This window comes from Halorubrum californiense DSM 19288, from assembly GCF_000336875.1.
GTDB classification, from domain to species: Archaea; Halobacteriota; Halobacteria; order Halobacteriales; family Haloferacaceae; genus Halorubrum; species Halorubrum californiense.
The window spans coordinates 32,978-51,771 of sequence record NZ_AOJK01000011.1 but is presented as its reverse complement, the minus strand read 5'-3'; the positions used below and the strand labels follow the sequence as shown (position 1 = coordinate 51,771).

Genomic DNA, 18,794 nt, shown 5'->3' with positions numbered 1-18,794 from the left:
GATGTGTATAAGAGACAGCCTTCGTGGTCTCGGGTGGTGTCGATGACGTCTCGATCGCTGGGTTCCGCGTTCGGAACTACGAGGTGGGTATCGGAACTCCCGCGGGCAACACCACGAACGTCGGTGTCATCGATAACACGATCCGAAACGTCTCGACGGGAATCGCCGCCGAAACTGCCAGCGACGCCGACCCGAACGTCGGCTGGTACGTCCGACAGAATGTCATCGACGATCCGACGCAAGAAGGGATCGTACTGGGTGACACCACCGGGAGCGCGGTTCTTGAGAACGTCGTCTACGGCGACGGGGACGTTACGTCCGATTCCGACGCTGTCGAGGGCGCTACCATGACCGTGCCAAGCCGGTTGACGACTGCGACCAACGACACCGGCACGGTCGTCGGGATCGGGGTCTCCCCGACCGCGATCGCTGACGGTGTACTCATCGCCGGCAACACGCTTCGCGGGAGCTACAACGACACCGGCATCGGTGCCGTCGCACAGGACTCGCGGCTCACCAGGGTTGAAATCCGCGACAACGACCTCGGGAATGCGCGGTTCCAGAGTGCTGGCGTTCTTCTCGACGCCGCGGACAGCGGTTACCTCTCCGACGCTGTCGTTACCAACAACACGGTGAACGGAACGGAGTCGTTCGGCGCTGTCTCCGTGTCGGCATCTGGCACGGAAAGTGACACGTTCGATGTCGAAGTCACCCGGAACGAACTCGCTGACTCCGCAGTCGGTGTCGCAATCACCTCAGCACGAGACGCCGGGTTTGCCGGCGATGTCCGCGTCGAAAATAACGATATCTCGAACACCGATGTCGGCGTCGGTGTCGGCTCTGCGCAGGACTTCAGAGAGATCGACATCGAGGGCAACGACATTACGACCGCCGAGTTCGGTATCGGCGTCGAGACGCCGCTCGACCCGCCCACGGAGTACAGCGTCACGATCGAAACGTTCGAGAATCGTATCGAGAACACGTCGGTCGCTCTCGGCGTCGGCGGAGAGAACGCACGCGCCTTCGCCGACGCCGACATGTTCGTCGACAACGATCAGGGCGTCGTCTCGGTCAGTGGCGCAGACGCGTACCTACAGGACGTGGACGTCCGCGACAACCGCGTCGGCCTCAACGCGAGCAACCGGAGTCGCATTACTGTTCGGCAGAGCGAGATCGCCGGCAACGCGGAGTTCGGTGCGATAGTGCCCGACGGTAACGCGACGATCGAAGCGACCGGTAACTGGTGGGGCGCCGTCAACGGACCTGGCGGTGGCGTTGCTGATCCGGATACCGGCACGACAGCCGATGGAACCGGAGATAACGTCACCCAGAATGTCACGTTCGATCCGTGGCTCGAGGGAGAGCTCGTAACGGCGTCCGGAACCGTTCTCAAACCCGACGATCAGCCGGCGGCGGGCGTCGTCACCGTCCTGACAGAGAACGCCGGAGCAGACAGGGCCGAGATCGACCCGGAGGGCCGCTTCGTCGTCAGCGCCGAAAACGGGTCTCGTCCAGCGGTCGGTTACCAAGGACAGGTAGAAGGTAACGCTATCTCGACCCGTGACGGAATAGCCGACCTATACGCGTTTAGCCCCGGTTCAGTCGTCGAGGGTGACACCGACCTCGGCAACTACACGCTCCCCGAGGCGCACGTTCTCAATGTCACGGTCGAAAACGAGAACGGCGCGCCGGTCGAAGGTGCTCGGGTCCGCGTCGTTCACTGGGAAGACACTCACGGAGACGGATACGCGATCGGTACCGGGGACCAGACGACGACCGCCGACGGCGACCTGCTCCTTCCGGGTGCCGACCGTCCCGGTGTCGAGGTGACCGGGAACGTGACGGTGGATGTGTCCCCGCCCGAGGGGTCCGACGCGTTCGCCGATACGACGCGCACGTATGATCTCACCGTGACGGAGGACGAACAGCTTCCGGTCGAGTTACCGCCGGCGGATGCGACCGAACTCGCCGTCGAACCCGAAAGTGACACGCTCGTGGCCGGAGACACACTCTCGACGAACGTGACGGTCGACACGCCGGAGAACGTCACTTCGGCCGACTTCGTCGTCTCGTTCGCCCCAGATCTCCTGAACGTCACGTCGGTCGAAGCGGGGTCGTTCCTCGGTGCCGACGCGATATCGGTCGAGGACGTCGACAACGAGAACGGAACCCTCGATGTCGGTATTTCCACGAACGACATCGATGGCACGGCCGGCAACGAGACGCTCGTGACTGCCGAGTTCACCGCCGCGGAGTCGATCGACCAGTCAGCCGAGGCCGAACTGGCGTTTCAGGAGGCGAACGCGCTCAACGAGAGCAACGAATCTCTTCCGGTCGTCACCCGAGACGCGACGGTGTTCGTGGACGCTAGCGGTGACGGTGACAACGGGGGGAATGACGGAGACGAGAATGAGCCGACCGAACCCGAACCGAGCGTCGACGCCGTGATTAGTGCGAACCAGACCGGTGTCTACCCCGGCGAGGCAATCAACTTCACCGCGTCGGCCAGCAAGGGCGACGGCCTCACGTACAACTGGACGTTCGGCGACGAGACGACCGCGAACGCGACGGGTCAGACCATCATCCACGCGTACGACGCCACCGGGACGTACAACGTGACGCTCACCGTGGAGAACGACAGCGCATCCGACACGGATCGGATAGCGGTCAGGGTCGTCGAACCGGTCAATGCGGCGATCACGGCCAGGCGAACGAGTGCGTCGGTCGGCGATACGATCGAGTTCGACACATACAACAGCACGAGTGAGGACCGGACTGCGGACGTCACCTACGAGTGGGACTTCGGTGACGGTATCACCGGAACCGGCGATCTCAACGCCCACGAGTACGAGACCGCAGGCACGTACACGGTCACGCTGACTGCGACGGATACCGTGACCGGCGAGACGACGACCGATGAGGTGGAGGTCGTCATTGAGGAGGCAGGAACTGGCGACGAGGTTCCCGGCTTTGGGGCGATCACTGCGCTCATCGCCCTGCTTGTTTCGGCCCTCATGGTCCGTGGTCGCGACTGACCGGCAAGGCGGTGTCGGCCAGCGGTCGGGACCGTCGCTCGTCGACGGCGTCGCTGGGTAACTTTCTTTTTCCGATGAGACGAGGTCCGTTGTCGAGATACGTTGATTGACTGCCGTCTCGCTCCGGCTTCATCCCGGGTTGACTTAGTGAATACCCAGATTTATCGTTGCTTCACCCGGCACGGAACGGATCTTGGATGACTTATCGGTCTCCCCGAGCGGATCGAAGCGGTGATCCGTCAGCTCATCCGATCGCGTCTAAACCGTCTACAGATAAGCAAGGCGAGTGCCTCGGGGCTTGACCCCGAGGCGGCTCACGAGCGAACACAGATTACGACTGTTAGCTCCTTCGGGTGCGAGCGAGCAATCCGATCACGAGTACGGCTGCGACGAAGTGCGGGAAGCCAGTCAGCGGTGCCGACACCGGCGAGGCCTCTTCTTCGGTCGGCTCGGCCGGCTCGATGACGTCGTCGTCATCGTCGGTGTCGCTCGACGAGTCCGAGTCCTGTCCGTCGCTGCCCTCGGAGTCGTCGCTCGCCGTCTCGGTGTCATTCGAAGCCCCTCCCTCGCTATCGGTGCCATTCACCGATCGGTCATCGTTGTCGGTACTGTTACGGTCCGAGCCCTCGTCAGTCTCTCCGGTGTCGGACCCATCGTCCACTGGCCCACTACCGCTGGTCTCGTTGTCGGATCCCTCGTCTATCGATCCACCGTCAGTGGTTCCGTTGTCCGTATCCCCGGTATCGGAGCCGTTCTCCGGTCCGTCGGCCGCGTCGCCACCGTCCGTTCCGTCGGTTTCGTCCGATTCCGTGACGGTCACGTCCACGGAGTCCGTGCTATCGGACGAAGAGACCGTGTAACTCGTTTCGCCGATATCACCAGCGTCGTGCGTCAGCGTCACGGCGTCGCTTTCGCTCCCGTTGAGAGACACGGTGGCGTCGTCGACGGCGTCGCCGTCGATCAGTAGTTCGACGGTCTCTTGACCGGTGAAATCACCCGTGTTCTCGACGTCAGCGACGATCTCGACAGTTTCGTTCTCGGTAACCTCTGTCGTGGAGGCCGCCTCGTCGATCGTCACCTCGAACGCCGACTCCGTGAGAGTGGTGTCTATGACTCCAAGTATCTCTTGTTCCGAAGTGTACGCGATCGACTCCTCGCCGAGGACGGTCGTCAACAACCGTACCTCTCCCTCCTCGTCAGGTGCGGTGAGTTCGGCCTCGTAGGTGTCTGAACCTTCGACGGGTGTCGCTTCGACATCTTCGACGGCCTCGCCGTCTTCGGTCCGGACGACGGTGATCGAGTCCATCGTCGGTGCGTTCTCGTACTCCCTGGCGTCAGGATCGATCTCAACCGTGAACGACTCGCCGGGTGTCACCGCTCCCGAGGTGTCGACAGTCGGTTCGTACCCGGCGACGACAACCGGATGAATGACCTTGTACTCGCGATCCGCACGCACGACGAGCACGTAAGTCCCCGGGTCGAGCCCGTCTGTCGGGAACGACGCCGAGTCGTTACCGGTCATTCGGCTGAAGTCGACTCGCTCCACTTGGTTGTTGTATAGATACAATATGTAGTCTTTCTCGGCCGGCGCCTGCGCCGTCGCCTCGATGGTTTCGCCGGGCGTCGCGTATCCGACGGATTCGATATCGAAGTCCTGACCGTTGAGGGAGACCGTCCGATCGGGGACGTCGATACTCCCCGCGGAGGTCACGTCGTAGTGTTCCGCCGCGGTGGCTACCGCTACCGCCCCGAATACGACCGAACAAAGAACGACTATAGCGAGGAGGAGAGCCCGCGTTGAACCCGATCTCATTATCCTCGCCTCGGCATTCGATATATATAGTTTTTGTGACTACTCGTTTCAACTCGGAGCGATCGTAAGTCTCGTATTATTTGAAACGTTCTCTACTGGTTGATTTAGACGGATCGCAACTAAGTCTATATCTCTCCTATCTAGCTTTTCTGGCGGATATCTGCGGTGAGATAGCCAGAAAGGAACCGGCGAGTAGATCCGTACTAATCAGCTAAGGGAAACTATTATGCCAATTGACTGTAGTATCCACTTACATGCCACTTCCGAGCCGTGAGCAGGTTCTTGCCATCATGTTCGCGTTCATGATGGTTACATCTATGATGCCATCCGGGGCCGTCGCCTCCGGGGGCGAAAGCGTCGAGGAGCTCGACGGGGGAGGCGAGCAACTCGACGCTCAGTTCGATGTAGAGGAGAACCAGTCAACGACGAACACGACAGATGATGGGTCGTCGACGAACACGACAGATGATGGGTCGTCGACGAACACGACAGATGATGGGTCGTCGACGAACNCGTCGACGAACACGACAGATGATGGGTCGTCGACGAACACGACAGATGATGGGTCGTCGACGAACACGACAGATGATGGGTCGTCGACGTCGGATAGTGACACCGACACCCAATCGACTACCTTACAGACTGAGAATACCACTTATAGCATTAATGTCACAACACTCGACGCAATTGATGGTGACTTAGGTGGCAATCAACTAGCCTACGCCAAGGTCCTCCGCGGCGAACTTCGGAACGCGGGCTCATCTGAAGATGCGACGGTCCACTTCGAGTTCCGTGAAAGCAGCGAGACAAACTTTACTGAGACTGAATCTCAAATCGTTCAAAACGGTTCTACATTTAATACGACGGCTCGGTTCCTCCAACCAGAGACAACGTACGAATTCCGCGCTGTCGTCGAAAGAGACAACGCGACCAACGTTCGGGGAGACATCTCGACTTTTGATACTCTCGCGGATCCGATCGGTAGCGGTGTTGAATTCATAAACGTCGAATCTAATCTCGATCTTTGGCCCGGGGCAATCGCAGCAACGCGATCTGTCCCCGGAACGAATACTGGAATGACGACTAATGTTCCAGAAACACGCATTGCTGTGTCTGAATTTGGGGATGCCTCAATTCCAATCTCTCAAACAGTGCCTACAGGAGAAGCCGGCGTATCCGTCTATGGCGCGAATGATGACATTACGATTAAGTTCGGTGGATTCTCTGCAAGTCCTCTCAAAGCAAACCCTCGACTTGGTGGCTCTCAAGCGAAAGTTGTCGCCGTTAAAACCAATATTCAACAGGAGGGGTTAGGCCAAGTCACCCAATTTAATGAACTAGTTGAAGGAGAAAACGCCACTGTCGTCCAGAACTTCACGATTGGTGAAACAGAGGAGGTCCGATTTAATCCGTCTGAAGACGCCAATGGTGCTGGAGACTATGTGTTCCTCGTAGTTAACCAAGATGGAATGCCCATCACCAACGGCACGGTTGCGGACTTCGAAGACTTCAGTCGAACGCGAGCAGTCGGAATCGCGATGGCAACGGTTCAAGACACGGGATCTACGGTTGAACGACCGGATCGGCCGGAATACCGGCTCGGTGAAACTATCGAGTTCGAAGCGAACGCGAACTTCCAAGATGAAAACATCCAACAGGTTGCTCTGCTCTACGAGGAGAGCGATCTGGGTAATCAGGAAATCGATCTTGTCGCCAACAACGTTTCGGAACTCAGTGTCGATGATATCAGCACAGAAACAACCTTTACAGCGGTAGAGGGCCCGAGGCGGATCGACGATAACGTCTCGATACTGGGGCGCGAGCTTAGTGAGCGAGATGACGGTCCCGGCACTGTCATGACTCCCGGTGATGTCTTGGACTTCGTCTCCGGAGAAGTAGGTGGTGACCTGAATAATACTCCCACGGGCGATGATGTTCTCAACATTTCGATGGTTGCCAAATCCGACACGGGCCCCGAAACGACGTTTGAGCTCGAAACACAGGGGAACTTTAGCGAAGGCAACTACTCAATTATCCACATCGCGCAGGGGAACGAAACCGGACAGCTGAGTACGACCAAAGTGGACGGGATCTCGCTTCAGGAGGAGATCGATCCGTACGTCACATCTGACATCGACGAAGCGGCCTCGGACACAACAGTTCAGCCTGGTGGCGAATTCACTGTTGAGGCAGACGTGAAAAACTTCGGTTACAGTTCAACGAGTGAATCATTCGAACTAAGCGCAGACGGAAATCTAATTATCAATACAAGCGCAGAGAAACCAAAAATTAAAAATATCGATTTCGGTGCGAGGGAATCACAGAGCATCAACTTCTCTGTTAACACCAAGAATGCAGCGATAAGCACTGGAAGGTTCAGCAGTGAACCGTTCGAACTGGGAGAAGATTACAATATCTCCGCTGTACCAACACAGAATCCTGGAGAAGCAGATAGCATAACCCTCACCGTCACCGACGAGGAGCCCGCCAACTTTTCCGTCGATATCGACGAGAGCGCCTCGGACACAGAGGTCGGGCAAAACGGCGATCTGACTGTCGTCTCGAACGTCACGAACGTCGGCAACCTCAGCGGGACGAAGTAGATTACAGCCGAGTTCAACGGAACCTCCGTCTCCGAGGAGCTCACACTTGACCGGGATCAGACCGAACCCGTCTCCTTCACCTTCGAGAACGTCAGTCTCGATTCCGGCAACTACACGGTCACCGTCTCTTCGGAAGACTCAGAGGATTCGCTAGATATCGAAGTCCTCCCCGGACCGGACTTCCAGGTCGATCTCACTTCTGTCGACGATCAGGTCGTCGCCCGTGACGTCGTCAACGTGACCGCCACCGTCTCAAATGTGGGCGGGGCCGCGGGCACAGAAGACGTCGAGTTCCTGTTCAACGGGACGACGATCACCACGGACGAGGACATCGCACTCAACGCGTCGGAGTCCACCACGTTCGACTTCTCCGCTGAGACCAGCGAATCCGATATCGGCGAACCCAACGTCACAGTGCGCGCTGGCGACGCCTCGAACTCGACCACCGTGACGGTACAGTCCCCGGCGGAGTTCGACATCGTCCAAGCCGAATCCGTCGAGAACGTCGTATCCGGCACGAATGCGACGATCGAAGCCGACATCGAGAACGTCGGAGACGTCAACGGCACGCAGGATGTCACGCTAGTGGATCCGCCGGAAGACGACGAAGTCGAAGGCAGCAACGAAACCGTCGACGTCGCAGAAGACGTTTCGATCGCATCCGGCGATACGGAGACGGTCGAGTTGGTCGTCGGGACCGACGAGGAAGACGCCGGCGAAACGCTCTCGTACGCGGTCACGACAGAGGACGATTACGAGCCGGTCGATGTCAGTCTCCTCTCCGGTGCGAACTTCACCGTCGATATCGACGAGAGCGCCTCGGACACGGAGGTCGTTGAAGACGAGAACCTGACCGTCGTCGCGAACATCACTAACGACGGAGGCGTCGAAGACACCCAAGAGATTACCGTTGCGGTGGACGGCGGATCCGGCGGATATGGATTCCCGCTACAGAGCGTTACGCTTGCCCCCGGTGAGAGTCAGTCTGTTGAGGTCAACCTCTCGGCTGACGATTTGACTTCGGGTAGCTATACTGTGACAGTCTCTTCGGAGGATACCGAAGACAGCTTGGATTTCGACGTGATCGAAGCAGCCGACATCGGGGTCGACATAACCGAAACCAATGCCCCGATCGTCGCCGGCGAGCAGCTCAACGTCACGGCAAACGTCTCGAACGACGGGGAGGCGAACGCGACGCGAGACGTCGAGTTCCAGTTCAACGGGACGCTCGTCGACGGCGAGACCGAACGGGACGTTACGATTGAAGGCGGGGAGACCAAAGAGTTCAATTTCACCGTCACCACCGAAACGGACGACTTCGGTGAACCCAACGTCACGGTTCGGGCCGGTGACGCCGAAGACACGCGGGCGGTGACGGTCGAGAGACCGGCGACGATCGAGTACTCGAACCTTCAGCCCTCGGCTACAGCCGTCAAAGCTGACCAGTCCGTCAACGTGACCGCGGACGTCGAGAACGTCGGCGACGTCCAAACGACGGTCAACGCGACGCTCGCGGTCGCACTGGACGGCGAGCAACAAGCCACGCTGAACGATTCGGTCACTCTCAACGGCAGCGAAGCGAAGTCGGTCCAGTTCGAGACCTCGTTCGAAAACACTGGCACGTACGATCTGACGCTCGTTGACTCGGGGCTCGATACCCTGAGTATCGAGGTCAGTAACCAAACCGTCAACCTCAATCTCAGCGCGAACGTGACCCAACCGGTGAACGGCACCGACGTTCGCTTCAACGTGACGAACGCGACGGCCGATGGCAACCCGATCTCGGGCGCGACGGTCACGGTGGGCGGAGCGGAGGCGACAACGAACGACTCCGGGGTGGCGGTCGTTCCGGTGACCGGTGACGATGAAGTCACCGCAACCGCGACCAAGGCGACGAACGAGACGACGAACACCGCGTACAACAGCGACTCAGTCGACCTCTACGTCCTCCAGCCGTCCGACCTCGCGTACGGTAACCTCTCGGTCACACCGGACGACCCCGAGACGCGAGAGGACGTCACGATCAACGCGACGGTCACCAACACGGACGACGTCCAGCGCGCGTACAACGCGACGGTGTACGTCGACGGCGAACCGATCGACGCAACTGAGAACGGAACTCTCGACGAGGGCGAGACCACGTCGCTGAACTTCACCACCAGCTTCGACACCTCGGGTATCCGGGGGATAACCGTCGGCGACGCCGACATCGACGGTGAAATCCAGACAGCGCCTGCCTCCATCGGCGTTGATACCGCCGAACGACAGCTACGCCTCACCACCAACATAACGGATGAGGAGGGAGAGATCAACCAGAGCGACACCGTTGAGTTCACCGTTGAAACCGAGACTGACGCCGAGCGGGTGAACGCAACGATCGACGTCGACGGCAAAGCGATCACGACCGGTGACGACGGGACGGCGACCTACACCTTCGACGAGGCGGGCGAGTTCACCACGACGGCGACCAAGCCGTCGAACGATAGCGTGGCCTACCTCGATGATTCGGTCGAGATTCGGGTCAACGCGCCCACGGATATCCAGGTGACCGACGTCTCGCCGCTGCGGGAACAGATCTTCACCGGCGAGACCCTGACCGTCGAGGTGACCGTCGAAAACGTCGGCGACCTCCGCGGCTCCGAGGAGGTGAACTTCGCGTTCCAGGACACTCCGATCAACAAGACAACCGCCGAACTGAACGGGAGCGAGAGCCAGACGCTCGTGTTCGAGCCCACCGCGAACGAAACGGCGGGTCAGTTCTCCATCAACGTTGAAGACGAGACGGAACAGATCACGGTCGATCCGGCGCTTCAGACGACCGAATTCGCGGCTCCGTCGACCGTCACGATCGGCGACGAACTCATCGTAACTGCGACCGTCGAGAACCGCGGATCGGCCTCGGCTAACAAGACGGTCCGGCTGAACGTCAACGGGACGGAGGTGGCCATCGAGACGGCTGAGAACGTCTCCGGCGGTAGCACTGAGACGGTGGACCTGGCGTTCGACACGACCGGAACCGAACTCGGAGAGACGAGCGTCTCCGTCGACGGTCTCACCGCGAGAACGGTGACGGTCGACCGCCAGAGCGTCGGGCTGACGATCACCTCGAACGCGACGGCTTCGACGACGACCGGCGATCCGGTTCAGTTCACCGTCGAGGCCGACGGTGAGCCGATCGAGGGAGCGACGATCCGCGTGGCCGGGAAGACCCTCACGACCGGGTCTGAGGGAACCAACGTGACCACGTTCGACGACGCCGATCGGTACACCGCCCGTGCGACGAACGACCAGACCGCGAACCGGTCCTTCGAGCGCGCCTCGACGAGCGTGCGGGTCCGGGAACCGGCGGCCCTCTCCGTCACTGACGCCTTCCTCCCGACTGACCAAGCGGTCGTCGGCGACGATGTCGAGGTCTTCGCGGCCGTCGAGAACGACGGCGGCGTCGAGGGCACCATCGAACTCAACGCTACGAACGCCTCGAGCGAGACGGTCGAAACGCGCAATGTGACGCTCGGTGCGGGTGAGTCGAGTACTGTCACGCTGACGACGCAGCTCAACACGACCGCCGACGCGGAGACTCTCAGCGTCAACGGCGTCGAAGCCGGGGACGTTGCGGTTCTTCCGCAGTCGGTGGTGACCGACGTCTCGGTCAACTCGACGGCGATTACCACCGAAGGCGCCGTCCTCGTCAACGCTACTGTCACGAACCGCGGAACCACCGCGGACGAGGACGAGGTCACGGTCAATATCACCGCTGGCGACGAAACGAGAGCGCCGACTACGGGAGACATTTCCGCCGGCGAATCGGTGACCATTTCCGAGACGTTCGCACCCGATGACGATGTCACCATCTCGGTCGAAGGACCGGAGAATTCATTCACCCGGTCGGTTACGGTCGCCAACGCGGTCGAGGATCTTCAGGTGGAGGCGAACCCCGCGACGGTGACTGAAGGGCAAGAGTTGAACGTCACCGTCAGGGCCGATGGAAATCTCGTCGACGCGACGCTCGAGATCGACGGCAATACCACCGATGTCACCGACGGGACGGCGAACATCAGCACGCCCGACGAGCTCGCCCCCGGCGACTACACGGTGGTCGCCACGAAAGAATCCGATACTCAAACGAGCTACAACAGCGACTCGGTGGACGTAACCGTTCAAGAAGAGACCGACATCGAAGTCGACGACGCATACAGACTAGTCACGCAAGCGTTCACCGGCGACAACGTGACGGTTGAGGCCGATGTCGTCAACAACGGTGACCTGTCCGGGACCGAGACAATCAATCTCACCGGCGATTCGGGTGAGGTTCTCGCCAATCAAACGGTCGAAGAGCTCGGTGGCGGTAACGAGACCACGATCACGCTGAACGCGACGTTCGACACTACCGGAACGCGAACCCTCTCCGTTGGCGACGAAGTGGCCGGTCCGGTCGAAATCGACCCGCAAACGGTCGTGACCGACTACACGGTCTCTGACACGTCGGTAACGGTTGGCGATGACATCACTGTCAACGCGACCGTGGAGAATCGTGGGACGACGCGCGACTCCGACGGATTCCTGGTGAACCTGAGCGTAGTGAGCCCAGCCGGTACTGAAGTCGACAACGAGACCCTCTCTGCGTCAGAACTCGACGCGGGCAACGTGACCTCCGTCGAGTTCACCCCGACGCTCGATGAGGTCGGAGCGACGGACGTCGCGGTCAACGACGAGGCCGAGACGAGCGTCCTCGTCACCGAACGCATTGAGGATCTCGACATCGAGGTCGAAACGCCGAACCCGACGACGGCTGACGACGTCCGCTTCAACGTCACGAACGGCACTGGTGGTGCCGTCGAGGACGCGACGATCGTCGCCAGCGGTCAGGTCCTCGAGACGAACGCCAGCGGACTGGCGAACGCGAGCTTCGCCTCCGGGACGACCACTGCCTCTGTGACAAAAGACGGTGCGCAGACCACGTACACCCCCGCCAGCGCGACGTTCACGGTCAACCGCCCGGCGGACGTGCGACTGCTCGGTGCTGACGTGGCTGCGGACACGGTGTACGCGGGTGAGAACGTCTCCGTTGAGGTCGATCTGCTGAACACTGGCGGAATCTCCGCTGTCCGGAACGTCACCCTTGATGCCGACGGGGAGACGGTGAACTCGTCCGTCGAGACGATACCCGCCGGCGACGCGCCGACGGTGACGCTCTCGACACAGCTCAACCGGACCGAGGAACGGACCCTCTCCGTTTCGCACAACGAGACGGACGTGACCCGGCAGTCGACCGTTACCGTTGATCCCGCGGCGAGCGTCACGAACTACACCGTGAACGACACCGCGATCTCAGTGGACGACTCGGTCCGCGTGCAGGCGAACGTGGTGAACCGCGGTGGGATCGACGATAACGTCACGGTAGACTTCTTCGCCGACGGTGCCGAGGAAGAGAGTCGGACCGTCGATGTCGCGGCCGGCGCGACCAACTCGACGAACTTCACGTTCGTTCCCGAAACGAACGGAACGAGCACGGTCGCAATCGACGACTTCGAGCCGACCGATATCTCAGTCGCGCGCGACCAAGTTCAGCTCTCCCTAGCGACATCGACGTCGACCGTCGCCTCCGGTGAGGACGTTGAGTTCACTGTCACTAACGAGACCGGCGCCGACGTCCAGGATGCGACGATCGCGATTGCGGACCAGCGGGTCTCCACGAACGTCATCGGTGACGCTAACACGACAGTTCGGACGAGCGGGAACTACACCGCCGTGGTGAGGAAGACTGGCACCGACGACGTCGCGTATGAGCGCGACACCGTCGAAGTCAACGTCACGGATCCGATCACGACCGAGGCAGACGTCGACTTCGGTGAAGTCAGAGCCGATCCGGCGGGCGAAACCGCAGGGACCGTCACCGTCGATATCACCAACGACGGCGGCCGTCCGATCTCGCTCGGTCGCGCCAGCGTCAGCGGCGAAGACGCGAGCCAGTTCGAGGTCGAAGACGCGCCCGACTCCATCACCGCGGACAGTTCCGGGGAAATAACCGTCACCTACACACCGACCGAGCGCGGTGACGCCTCGGCGACGCTCCGCTTCCGCGCCGATACCCCGAGCAACCCCGTCCGGGAAGTCAATCTCACTGGCACCGGCACCGCGCCCGGGATTTCCCTCAACAGGTCCTCGATCACCTTCCCCGACACCGAAGTGGGAGCGCCGACGGAGACCGTCAATATTACCAACACCGGGAATAGCGAACTCCGGTTCGGAACCGAACTGAGGGGCAGCTTCGACAGCTCAGCAGAAGCGACCAGCGTCGATCCGGGGAACAGCACGACCGTCGACGTGACCTTCACTGACAGCGGACCCGGAACGTACGGTAGTCAGTTGCGCTTGGTCTCGACCGATCCGTTCCGCGGAACCGTGACGGTCGGCGCGAGCGGAACCAGGCTCGGCGGCGAACTCCTGACCGACCCGAGCGGCGAGTACTCGTTCGGCGAGGTCACGCAGGACACCAACGAGAGCGCGAGCGTCCTCATCGAAAACACCGGGACGGCCGAGCTGAACGTGACGCCCGCCGTCGATGACGAGTCGAACGGCACGTTCACGGTCAGTAGCGAGGGCGACAACATCACTCTCGGTCCCGGCGCCTCCGAGTTCGTCACCGTGGAAGTGACGCCGGACGGCTCCTCACCCACGGCGAACGTCACCTTCGACACGAACGACCCGGACGTCGCGAACGGCACGCTGAACCTCTCAGCGACGACGCTCACTGCGACGGCCAACGTGACCACGCCGGCCGACGGCGCCAACCTCACCTTTGGGAGCGTCGCCGTGGGCGGGTCGGCTACCGATGCGGCGGTCATCGAGAACGAGGGCGACGCCGAACTCGAAATCGAGACGGCGAACGCGCTCTCGAACCCGGACTTCGAGCTCGTCGGCTCGCCCGGCACGATCACGATTCAGCCGGACGAGGACCGCGAGATCCCGGTCCGGTTCACGCCGACGAACCCCGGAGATCGGACCACGAACCTGACGCTCGGAACGAACGATCCGGCCAGCGAGACGATCAACGTCACGCTGGAGGGCTCCGGTGAGACGACGAACCTCGCCGGTGACACCGGCACCATCGAGTACGGGACGATCGGTGAGGACGATTCGGTCACGCGGACCGTCACGCTCGAAAACGACGGCACCGAGGAACTCACCGGGCTCCGTGTCGACTCGACGAGCGGCAGCGGCGCCGGGCAGTTCGCCGTCCGCTCCACCCTTCCGAACTCGCTCTCGGCCGGCGAGACGGCAGACGTCACGATCGCGTTCGAACCGACCGCAGACGGGAGTCACTCGGCGACCGTGACCTTCGCCGCGAGCGGCGATGTCACCGGACCCAGTCAGTTCGCGGTCTCGCTCTCCGGTGAGGCGACACCGCCCGACGTCGCGGTCTCCGATACCGACCTCCGGTTCGGGTACGTGAACATCGTCGAAGACGAAGACGCGTCGAACACGATCCAGATCACGAACGACGGCCGGTCGGGGACGAACCTCACCGTTGAGGACGTATCCATCACCGACAACGCAACCGACGCCTTCACGATCACCGACGCACCGACTGACGGAACCGACATCTCGAGCGACGACTCCGAGGGCGTCACCGTCGGCTTCGACCCCGACGATACCGGCGACCAAACGGCCACCCTGGCGATCGAGACGAACGATCCCGACGAAGACACGGTTGAAGTCTCGCTGACCGGCGTCGGCTCGGCCCCGAGCGCGGCGGTCGATTCCGACTCGGACTCGATACAGTTCGGCCAAGTTCAGACTAACACGACGAGCGCGTCGACGGCGGTCGAACTCACGAACGACGGCGGCGAGGCGCTCGACGTCACGGACGTCACGACGTCCACGGATCAGTTCCGCGTGGCGGACGGCGTCGCAGACGACGAATCGACGGTCGTTCCCGGTGCGACTCGCACCATCACAGTCGTGGCCGAACCGACGCAGACCGGCGAGCAGACGGCGAACCTCACGATCCGGTCGAACGACCCGGCGGGCGATACGAACGTCACCCTCGCCACGGAGGGTATCGAGCCCGTCCTCAGCAACACCACTCTGGACGGGAACTTCGGTGACGTCCGCACGGGAAGCTCTGCGCGGCGCTCCCTCACCGTCACCAACGACGGGAACGCGACGCTTGAAATCGACGCGTCGAGTATCAGCGGCTCCGACGCCTTCACCGTCGTGAGCGGTGAATCGACGTCGCTCTCCCGCGGCGAGACGGAGACGTACTCCGTCGCGTTCGGGCCGGACGAAGAGGCCGACGGTTACAGCGCGACGTTCGAACTCACCTCGAACGACCGCGACCTCTCGGTCCCGCTCACCGGCGACGGCATCGCCGGCAACGCCTCGCTTTCCCCGTCTACCAAGGACTTCGGTTCGGTCCAGCTGGGCAGTAGCCGCGAACAGACGTTCACCTTCGCAAACGACGGGACTGCGCAGCTCGAAATCACGAGCATCTCCGTGACCGGCGACGACGCCTCCGCCTTCTCGGTGAGCGGCCTGTCGACCGGCACGGTCCCCGCCGACGGTTCGAGCACCAGAACCTTCACCGTCGAGTCCGCTCCGAGCGTGACCGGGAGCGCGACCGCGACGCTCGAGATCGACACGGCTCGGTCGGGAACCACCACGGCTAGCCTCGGTGTGACCGGGGTCGAGCAGGATATCGAACTCGACGCGGAGAGCCTCACGTTCGACCGGACGCGGCTCGGCACGACCACGACCACGACGCTCACGGTCTCCAACCCCGGCAACGCACCGCTGAACGTGTCCGATCTGGCACTCGCCGGGACCAACTCGGACCAGTTCAACGTGACCGAGCCGTCCATCTCTGACGGCTCGCCGCTCACGATCGAGCCCGGGAGCAGCCGTGACGTCGAGGTGGCCTTCTCCCCGCCGACGGACGACGTCGAGGATGCGAAGAACGGCACCGCACAGACTGCGCGGCTCCTCGTGAGAAGCGACGATCCCGACGCTGACGAGAGCACCCTCGAAGTCGGCCTCAGCGGTACGGGTAAGACGCCCGAAATCCGGGTGAGCAGTGACGCAGTCCAGTTCGGAGCCACCTCGATCGGTGACACGTCCACGCGGACGCTGACGATCACGAACGACGTCAGCGCGACCGCAAACGTGACCCTCCGTGCCGTGGCCGCTTCGGGTGGCATCGGCAACGAATTCACCGTGACCGACGCCGGAGCGGACGTCCTCGAACCGGGCGATTCGACGACCGTCTCCGTCGAGCTGACGCCGCAGATCCCGGGCGCGAAGTACGGGTCGCTGAACGTCATCACGACCGACCCGCGCCAACCCGGCAAGTCGGTGTTCCTCTCGAACTCCGAGACGATCGTCACCGTCGAGTACGGCAGCGCCGAACTCTCGTACAAGAACGTCAACCCCGGACTTCAGCCAGACCGGTCGTTCAGCCCGTACCCGGACGCTGACGCAGAAGTGACCGGCACCCAGCCGTACGTGGAGACTGACAGCGACTTCAACCTCAGCATCGACGGGTCGCCCGACGCCTTCGGCGCGGAACTCGACTCGGAGGAGTACGAAGCGGTCCGCTACGTCTCCGCGACGAAGTCGAACCTCTCGTCGAGCGCGCTGACGAACAACACGTTCACCTTCCGCGTGAGCAAGGCCGCCCTCGCGGATGCTAGCGAGGAGGACGTCCAACTGCTCCGGTACGACGGGTCCAGCTACGAATCGGTCAGTGGCGGAACCGAACTCGTGAGCGAGGAACGGACCGATTACACGTACGAGGCAACGACTGACGACCTCTCGCAGTTCGCCATCGTCGTCGAGAAATCGCAGTCGAACCTCAACGTCGTGGGCGGTAGCGGAAGCCTGAGTTCGGACTCCGTTACAGAGGGTACCGAGGTGACGGCGACCGTGGATGTCGAGAACACGGGCGATGCGTACGGCGAACGTGACTTCGATCTCACCCTCGACGGAACGACAGTCGACAACCAAACCGCTCCGGTCGATGCGGGTAACTCGATTGAGGTCGAGTTTACGTTCACACCGGACGATCCCGGCACCTTCGACGTCGAGGTCGACGGAACATCGATCGGCGAGCTGGCGGTCACCGACCCGCAGTCGAACCTCCGCGCAGTGAGCGGAAGCCTGAGTTCGGACTCCGTTACAGAGGGTACCGAGGTGACGGCGACCGTGGATGTCGAGAACACGGGCGATGCGTACGGCGAACGTGACTTCGATCTCACCCTCGACGGAACGACAGTCGACAACCAAACCGTTCCGGTCGATGCGGGTAACTCGACCGCGGTCGAGTTCACGTTCACACCGGACGATCCCGGCACCTTCGACGTCGAGGTCGACGGGACGTCCATCGACACGCTAGAAGTCACCGCAGAGAGCGACGACGACGATGACGACGACTCGCCCAGTAGCGGTGGCGGCGGTGGCGGCGGCGGTATCGCTCCCGAACCGTCCGAGCCGCCCGAGCCGCCCGCGGATGTCGACGTGACCGCAAGCGAAACGGTCACCCCAGTACTCGATCCGGCTACGGACCAGCAGGTCGCCGAGTTTGAGACGGCCGGCAGCGTCGAGATGATAACGTTCCAGACCGACCAGGACATCGGGGATGTCCGGGTGTCCGACATCGATCCGGACACGATCGACGCGCCCGGATCCGCCGTTGCGGTTCAGGACATCGGCGTGTCAGCCGCGGACACGCCCGCGACGATTGAGTTCACCGTCTCACGAGACCAGCTCGACGCGATCGACGCGACGCCAGAGGAAATCCGCGTTTTCCGCGGCGTCGACGACGGTCAGGAGCCGCTTGAGACAACCGTCGCGGAGGTGGGCGGCGACACGATCACCGTCACCGCGGAGACGCCCGGGTTCTCCGTGTTCTCGGTGAGCGCTGTGAGCGAACCGGACGCCACGATCAGCGTAGACTCGGACGCCGTCGAGACCGGCGACGAGGTCACGCTGTCCGGGGTCGACTCCGAGACGAAGCACGGCGAGATCGTCTCCTACGAGTGGTCCATCGCGGGCGAGACGTTCACCGGGGAGACGGTCACGGCGACCGTCGACGAGCCCGGGACGGTCGAGGCCGAACTGACCGTGACGAACGACGCGGGAGAGACGGACACCGCGACCGTCTCGTTCGACGTCGAGGAACCGGCCGGCGACGGGACCGGTGACGGGACCGGTGACGGGACCGGTGACGGAACGGATGACGGGCCGACCGAGGAGCCGGGCGGCTTCTCTCCGGTCGTCGTCATCCTCGTGGTCTTCGTGCTCGCCGCGGTGGCGGCCGTCGCGCTGTACGCGCGCCGAGAGGAGTAG

The 18,794-nt window shown here is 61.9% G+C and carries 4 protein-coding genes; 3 read left to right on the top strand and 1 reads right to left on the bottom strand.

The genetic code is table 11. The features are described 5' to 3' along the window. The first annotated feature begins 23 nt into the window (after window positions 1-23). On the top strand, window positions 24-3,035 hold the full coding sequence (locus C463_RS02205; protein WP_008440696.1) for a PKD domain-containing protein: 3,012 nt from the start codon (window positions 24-26) through the stop codon (window positions 3,033-3,035). A 340-nt stretch (window positions 3,036-3,375) separates the two neighbouring features. Here C463_RS02205 and C463_RS02200 read toward each other — a convergent pair whose 3' ends face one another. Beyond that, a complete protein-coding gene (locus tag C463_RS02200) occupies window positions 3,376-4,557 on the bottom strand; it encodes a CARDB domain-containing protein (protein WP_137695520.1) in 1,182 nt (393 codons plus the stop codon). Window positions 4,558-5,999: 1,442 nt separating this feature from the next. On the opposite strand from C463_RS02200, the gene C463_RS02190 reads away from it, so the two are divergent. Both C463_RS02190 and C463_RS02185 read left to right on the top strand, forming a co-directional pair. Continuing rightward, a complete protein-coding gene (locus C463_RS02190) occupies window positions 6,000-7,451 on the top strand; it encodes a hypothetical protein (protein WP_152422354.1) in 1,452 nt (483 codons plus the stop codon). After that, the gene (locus C463_RS02185) at window positions 7,452-18,794 is read left to right on the top strand and encodes a choice-of-anchor D domain-containing protein (protein WP_343122400.1); all 11,343 of its coding nucleotides are present in this window, start codon (window positions 7,452-7,454) and stop codon (window positions 18,792-18,794) included.